Consider the following 6,944-nt stretch of genomic DNA (forward strand, 5'->3'; position numbering starts at 1 on the left):
ATTGTACGCGCTTAGACGCTTAAGCGCATTCAGGATTACGCTTCTTCTTTTTTCGCGTCTTTCGCTTCCTGCTCTTCGCGCAAAGCACGGCGCAGGATCTTACCGACGTTGGTTTTCGGCAGCTCTTCACGGAACTCGACCACTTTCGGTACCTTGTAACCTGTCAGGTGTTCACGACAGTGCGCAAGAAGCTCTTCCTTGGTCAGGCTTGGGTCGCGTTTAACCACACAGATCTTCACGATTTCGCCAGACGTTTCATGAGGCTGGCCAATCGCCGCCACTTCCAGCACTTTACCGTGCAGTGCAACGACGTCTTCGATTTCGTTCGGGTAAACGTTGAAACCTGATACCAGAATCATGTCTTTCTTGCGGTCGACAATGTGCAGGAAGCCGTCTTCGTCGAACTTCACGATATCACCGGTCGACAGCCAGCCATCTTCAGTCAACACTTCGCGGGTGGCTTCAGGACGCTGCCAGTAACCTTGCATCACCTGCGGGCCTTTCACCTGCAATTCACCGACCTGATCGTTTGTCAGCACCTTGCCTTCTTCGTCCACGATGCGCACATCGGTAGACGGCACAGGCAGGCCGATCGAACCATTGTAAGCTTTCAAATCGTAAGGGTACGCTGCCACCAGCGGTGAACACTCGGTCAGGCCGTAGCCTTCCAGCAGGTGTTTGCCGGTCAGTTTCATCCAGTTTTCAGCTACCGCACGTTGTACCGCCATACCACCACCCACGGTGAGGTTCAGGTTGCTGAAATCCAGTTCATGGAAATCTTCATTGTTCAGCAGTGCGTTGAACAGGGTATTTACGCCGGTGATCGCCGTGAACGGGTGCTGTTTAAGCTCCTTCACAAACGCCGGGATATCACGTGGGTTGGTGATCAGCAGGTTCTGGCCACCCATTTCGATAAACAGCAGACAGTTTACTGTCAGCGCGAACACGTGATACAGCGGCAGTGCCGTAACTACAAGCTCGCGGCCTTCATTCAACACAGGCGCGTAAGTCGCTTTTGCCTGGTTCACGTTTGCCAGCATGTTGTTGTGGGTCAATACCGCGCCTTTCGCCACACCGGTTGTGCCACCGGTATATTGCAGGAAGGCAACGTCGTTGCCGTTCATAAACGGCTTCACATACTGCATGCGGCGACCTTTCTGCAACGCTTTGCGCATAGAGGTGGCGTGCGGCAGGCTGTATTTCGGTACCATCTTCTTGATGTACTTCACCACGAAGTTAACAATAGTACCTTTGGCGCGTGGCAGCTGGTCGCCCAGGCTGGTCAGGATCACATGGCGCACACTGGTGTTGTCGACGACTTTTTCCAGCGTATGGGCAAAGTTGGAGACGATAACAATCGCCGCGGCACCGGAATCATTCAGTTGGTGTTCCAGTTCACGGGGTGTGTACAGTGGGTTAACGTTAACCACTACGCAGCCCGCACGCAGGATACCGAACAGTGCAATTGGGTATTGCAGCAGGTTTGGCATCATCACCGCTACGCGGTCACCTTTTTTCAGTCCAAGGTCATTTTGCAGGTAAGCGGCGAAAGCACGGCTGCGCTCTTCCAGCTTACGGAATGTCATCACCTGACCCATGTTAATAAAGGCAGTCTGATCGGCATATTTCTGAACCGATTTTTCAAACATTTCGACCAGTGACGGGTACATGTCCGTAGAGATTTCCGCTGGTACATCTGATGGGTAGCGGTTAAGCCAAACCTTATCCACTTGATATCTCCTAATTTTGTCCGCGGGTTCTAACCCCCGCGCCAGACGCAATAAATTCAAACGAGCGTTTTAAAGCTCAATTAGACCATGATTAACAATCAATTAACATCATCACACGCTGTGAGATGTAGTTTGGTCACAAAATCAATGATCAACGCGGCGGTGTCTGCCTGACTCTGTAAATGGCAATGATGGGTTCCTGCCACTGTTTCTACGGTCAGATTCTTAAACCACGCTTTACGTTGTTCCGCGAGTGGGCTCCTCAATTCCGGGTAGCCATCGTCGCCGATAATCGCTAATACCGGGCAATCAATTGCCCGAATGAGGTGTTCTGCATGATGGGCCGACATTCTATAAATAGAATCCGCTTTCAGCTTGGCATCATGTCGCCACTGCCACACATCCTCGACCTGCTTGATACCGCGGGTCACCAGAGGCGTTAAATCTTCAATCGCCACTTTGTTGATACCACGGCGCAGCTTGAGCGCTGCTTCCAGCGACGGGAGTTCACGCAGCGGTTTCAGTGCATGGCGGCTGTCGATCCCCTGACGCAGACGCTCGACAACTTTGTCATCACGTTCTGACATCGGTCCCAACGCTTCAATCATCACTAACCCTTTTGCACGCTCTGCAAACGCTGCACACCAACAAGAAGCCACCAGGGCACCCAGCGAGTGACCAACCAGATAAACAGGCCGATCGCCCAGCTGCAAAATCAGTTGGTGAAGATCATCCACATAGTCGAAAAAGGGGTAATAGCTGTCAGCACCTTTATGGTCGGAAAGTCCATGTCCGGGCCAATCAGGCATTACAAGGTCGAAGTGTTCGGAAAGAGTTGGCGCGAGAGGCTCGAAACTGCCACTGTTGTCCTGCCACCCGTGTAACATCAGGAGCGTGGGCACCTTGCGTTGGGTCAGGTGAACCTGCGCGGCGAGGTTGCCAAATCTCACGGCGAATTGTTTTTCTTGTAATACCATTTTTTGCTGCAGTATGCCGTGCTGGCACCGCACCTCTCTGAGAGCGCGCGAAGCCTATCACAGACTGGGTTGGTAAAGTGGTACGACGAGTTAGTCAGACAAAGATATCAACGCCAAACAGTGCCATTAACTCTTCACGTTTTGCCTGATTCTTCACGTCCATATAGGCGGCGAGCGCGTGGCGGCTGCGCCCATCAGGCAGATCGTAATGGATATGCTGATGGGCATCCTGCGCCAGCTCAGGGTTTCGGATACCGCGTGATACCGCTTTCGCAACCGGTGAAGGCTGACTCGACTCCTGGGACGATTCAGCCTTACGTACTTTTTTACGACCGGTATTTCCGGTGCGCTGTATGGGTTGCGGTAGTCCGTGTATTGAAACCATGGCTAACCTTATCGCCGTATTGTGTTTTTACGCGGGTAACGAGTTACTCGCGACCGGGCAGTTTTTTCCATGCCACGGTGTCACGTAGGTAAACCGGGCTGGCGTGCTCGGCGTCTACCGCTTCACCACGCTCAAAGGCATGATGTGCAAGCAAAAGCATGTCTTCTGCTTCTGGGTAAAGTACGCCGCTGTCACTTACGGTTAAGTTTAGCTGGCCTTGCAATTCTGGGTAAGCCGGCCATCCTGTTCCTGCCAACGACCACACATTCTCTGCCAGTTCGGGTTTAAAGTTTTCAGGTGCTGTCACGGCTTCAGCAACCACCGTTTCCCAGTCACCGTTGTCCAGACGCTGGTAACCACCCACGTAGATTTCATTCATACGCGCATCGATGGCAGCCAGCACATGGGTGGCCTGCTGCTTACGAAACGCCTGCTGAACCATCGCTGCCAACGTGGAGACACCAATCATTGGCAACTCAGCGCCAAACGCCAGTCCCTGGGCAATACCAATACCAATACGTACACCGGTGAAACTGCCCGGGCCTCGGCCAAACGCCAATGCGTCCAGTTGGTTCAGCGTCAAACCCGCCTCAGCCAGCACGCTGTCTACCATTGGCAGAATTTTAGTGGTGTGCTCACGCGGCGCCATTTCACAGCGGGCGATGATTTCATTACCCACTTTCAGGGCAACAGAGCAGTTTTCAGTGGCCGTATCGACCGCAAGAATTTTGGATGTCATTTACACCTCAGGTGCCGCTGTTTTCTCAGCAGCATCGTTACTGTTTGTGTCTAATGCGGCGAGGAATTCGCCGACTTTTACCAGATCCCGCGTACGCGGGATTGGCGGTAAACTGCGCAGGAAGGTTTCACCGTACTGGCGGCTTACCAGACGGTTGTCGCAAATGATCAGCGCACCGTGATCGCTTCTGTCGCGGATAAGACGACCCACCCCCTGCTTTAAGGTGATCACCGCATCGGGGATCTGTACCTGGGAGAAGGGATCGCCACCCTGCATGCGACAATCTTCAATGCGCGCTTTCAGCAGCGGATCATCCGGCGCAGTAAAAGGCAGTTTGTCGATAATAACACAGCTCAGCGCCTGCCCTCTAACGTCGATCCCTTCCCAGAAAGCACCGGTGGCGATGAGCAAAGCATTACCGAGCTCCAAAAACTCTGCCAGTAATTTCTGCTTCGACGTTTCCCCCTGCACCAACACGGGCAAATCCAGCTGTTCGCGGAAGCGCTCTGACAAATCGCGCACCATCTGATGAGAGGTACAAAGAAAGAAGCAACGGCCGTCGTTTTGTTTAATGACCGGCAGTAGCATATCCACCAGCTTGTCTGCCAATCCATAACTGTTTGGCTCGGGCAAAAAGCGGGGTACGCACAAAATGGCCTGGGTTTCATAATCAAACGGACTCGGCAAGGTAAACTGCTCTGCAGGTTCCAATCCCAAGCGGTGACTGAAGTGGCTGAAATCGTCATTTACCGCAAGGGTTGCCGACGTGAAAATCCATGCCCCTTCCTGCTGCTTGATTTGCTCGCGGAATTTCTCGGCCACCGACAGTGGCGTGATATTAAGGCTAAAGTGATGACGGCTGCACTCATACCAATAGGAATATCCTGGAATAGAGGTATCTTTCAGGCGCTCAAAACGCGCCTTGAACAAGGTGGCACGATCAAAGGCGGCATCCAGCAACTGGCAGCGACCTAGCGACAGTTTCATCACATCATGCGCCAGCTCCAGTGCATCACTTAACCTTACCAGCTCGCGGGCAACCGCAGGTGACGTGCTGGTTTCGCGCCAATTTCCCCGAAAGCCGGGTTCGCCGAGCACAATGCGCAAATCCGACGCGGCTTGCGACAGGCGGTCTGCCACTTTCTCCAATTGCTTGGTGTCACGAAGTTCCGTGCGGTAAGCAATGTTGATGTCTTTGGCAAGCTCTTGAATCTGGCGGCTGGAAAGGCTCTGGCCAAAATACTGGCTGGCAATATCCGGGATCTGGTGCGCTTCGTCGAAGATAAATACTTCCGCCTCAGGAATAAGCTCACCGAAGCCGGTTTCTTTGATGGCAAGGTCAGCCATGAACAAGTGATGGTTCACCACGACCAGATCAGCGTCCATCGCACGTCGGCGCGCTTTCACCACAAAGCAATCTTCGTAGCTTGGGCAATCTTTGCCAAGGCAATTGTCGTTAGTCGAAGTAATCGTCGGGATAATTGGGCTGTCTTCAGCCAAATCATCACACTCGCCAAGGTCGCCGGTTTTGGTTTCTAACGACCAACTGCGCACCTTGACCAGTTGCGAAAGCAGGGTGGGATCAGCATGACCATCATGGCTTTCGATCATCTGGCGGCTGAGCCTTTCCGGGCACAGGTAATTCGCCCGCCCTTTCAGCAGTGCCACACGGCCGGTAAAGCCGAGCGTCTCTACCATTAGCGGTAAATCACGGTGAAACAGCTGCTCCTGAAGGTTTTTAGAACCGGTACTGACAATGGTTTTCTTGCCGCTAAGCAGTGCGGGAACCAGATAGGCGTAGGTTTTACCCGTACCTGTACCGGCCTCCACCACCAGTTGGGTGCTGTCTTTGATTGCTCGCTCAACAGACAATGCCATGTCAGTTTGCGGCTGGCGAGGCTGGAAGCCGGAGATGGCCTTAGCCAATGCACCTGTGGTGGAGAAAACCTTCGAAATCATTGGTCATTTATACAGTATTTGAAAGGGGTGCATTATGCCAACAATCGCAACGCATCGCCACAGAGGTGGTAACGCTTTGACCTTCTGGTCAATTCAGAGTAAAACGTGACTAACGGCAAGATTTAGATTTAACACAGAGATGTACGCTTCTATGGAAAGAAAAACCTTACTGACGGATTGCCCAGACGCACAGGGCCTCATCGCAAAAATCACCAACATCTGTTACAAACATCAGCTCAATATCATCCACAACAATGAGTATGTAGACCACAGTACCGGTCAGTTTTTTATGCGTACGGAACTGGAAGGGATTTTCAACGACCAGACATTCCTGATGGATATTGATCAAGCTTTGCCCGCTGGCAGCCACCGTACACTGGTGAATGCTAACCGTCGCAAACGCATTGTGATCATGGTGACCAAGGAATCCCATTGTCTGGGCGATATTCTAATGAAAGCCTACGATGGCTCACTAGACGTGGAAATTGCTGCAGTCATTGGCAACCATGACAAACTGCAGGCACTGACAGAAAAATTCGATATCCCGTTCCATTTTGTCAGCCACGAAGGGCTGGAGCGCGAAGCACACGAAAACCAGATTATCGAGCTTATCGACGGCTATGAACCGGACTACATTGTTCTGGCCAAATTTATGCGTGTGCTGACCCCTGGTTTTGTTGCCCGCTTCCCGCGCAAAATCATCAATATCCACCACAGCTTCCTGCCTGCTTTTATCGGTGCACGCCCTTATCACCAAGCGTGGGAACGTGGGGTGAAAATCATCGGCGCCACTGCGCACTTTGTCACCAATGATTTGGATGAAGGCCCAATCATCGACCAAAACATCAGGCACGTTGACCACACCTACAGCGCCGAGGATATGGTGAAAGCCGGTCGTGATGTGGAAAAAACCGTGTTGAGCAACGCGCTCAGCCAGGTGCTGGAAGACAAAGTTTTTGTGTACGGCAATAAAACAGTGATTCTGTAACCGACAGCGAAACCAGACAGTAAAAAGGAGCCTCAGGCTTAATGCCAGTCAGTTAAGCTGACTGGCTTTCTTTTTATTGGGGTATTTCTTTGCCTTAGGCTTCACGGCTCTCGGGTATATTCGCTCTTCTCGCTTAATGGGCAACACATGATGTATCGCCTCCTCC

6 protein-coding genes are annotated in these 6,944 nt (G+C 52.2%); 1 reads left to right on the forward strand and 5 read right to left on the reverse strand.

The genetic code is table 11. From position 1 onward, the window contains the following. Positions 1 to 35: 35 nt before the first annotated feature. From fadD to KU854_RS16930, 5 genes are all read right to left on the reverse strand, one after another. A complete protein-coding gene (gene fadD / locus KU854_RS16910) occupies positions 36 to 1,730 on the reverse strand; it encodes a long-chain-fatty-acid--CoA ligase FadD (protein WP_218359600.1) in 1,695 nt (564 codons plus the stop codon). 98 nt (positions 1,731 to 1,828) lie between these two features. After that, positions 1,829 to 2,707: an alpha/beta fold hydrolase gene (locus tag KU854_RS16915; RefSeq protein WP_218359601.1), complete on the reverse strand. Its 879-nt coding sequence runs from the start codon at positions 2,705 to 2,707 to the stop codon at positions 1,829 to 1,831. A gap of 94 nt (positions 2,708 to 2,801) precedes the next feature. Continuing rightward, positions 2,802 to 3,092, reverse strand: coding sequence for a chromosome segregation ATPase (locus KU854_RS16920; RefSeq protein WP_218359602.1), 291 nt, complete (start codon positions 3,090 to 3,092; stop codon positions 2,802 to 2,804). Positions 3,093 to 3,135: 43 nt separating this feature from the next. Beyond that, entirely contained in the window at positions 3,136 to 3,831 is a 696-nt protein-coding gene (tsaB, locus tag KU854_RS16925) for a tRNA (adenosine(37)-N6)-threonylcarbamoyltransferase complex dimerization subunit type 1 TsaB (protein ID WP_218359603.1), read from the reverse strand. Continuing rightward, the gene (locus KU854_RS16930) at positions 3,832 to 5,790 is read right to left on the reverse strand and encodes an ATP-dependent DNA helicase (RefSeq protein ID WP_218359604.1); all 1,959 of its coding nucleotides are present in this window, start codon (positions 5,788 to 5,790) and stop codon (positions 3,832 to 3,834) included. A gap of 151 nt (positions 5,791 to 5,941) precedes the next feature. On the opposite strand from KU854_RS16930, the gene purU reads away from it, so the two are divergent. Beyond that, the gene (purU, locus tag KU854_RS16935) at positions 5,942 to 6,778 is read left to right on the forward strand and encodes a formyltetrahydrofolate deformylase (RefSeq protein ID WP_218359605.1); all 837 of its coding nucleotides are present in this window, start codon (positions 5,942 to 5,944) and stop codon (positions 6,776 to 6,778) included. Positions 6,779 to 6,944: the final 166 nt, after the last annotated feature.

This window comes from Enterovibrio paralichthyis, from assembly GCF_019209835.1.
Taxonomy (GTDB): domain Bacteria; phylum Pseudomonadota; class Gammaproteobacteria; order Enterobacterales; family Vibrionaceae; genus Enterovibrio; species Enterovibrio paralichthyis.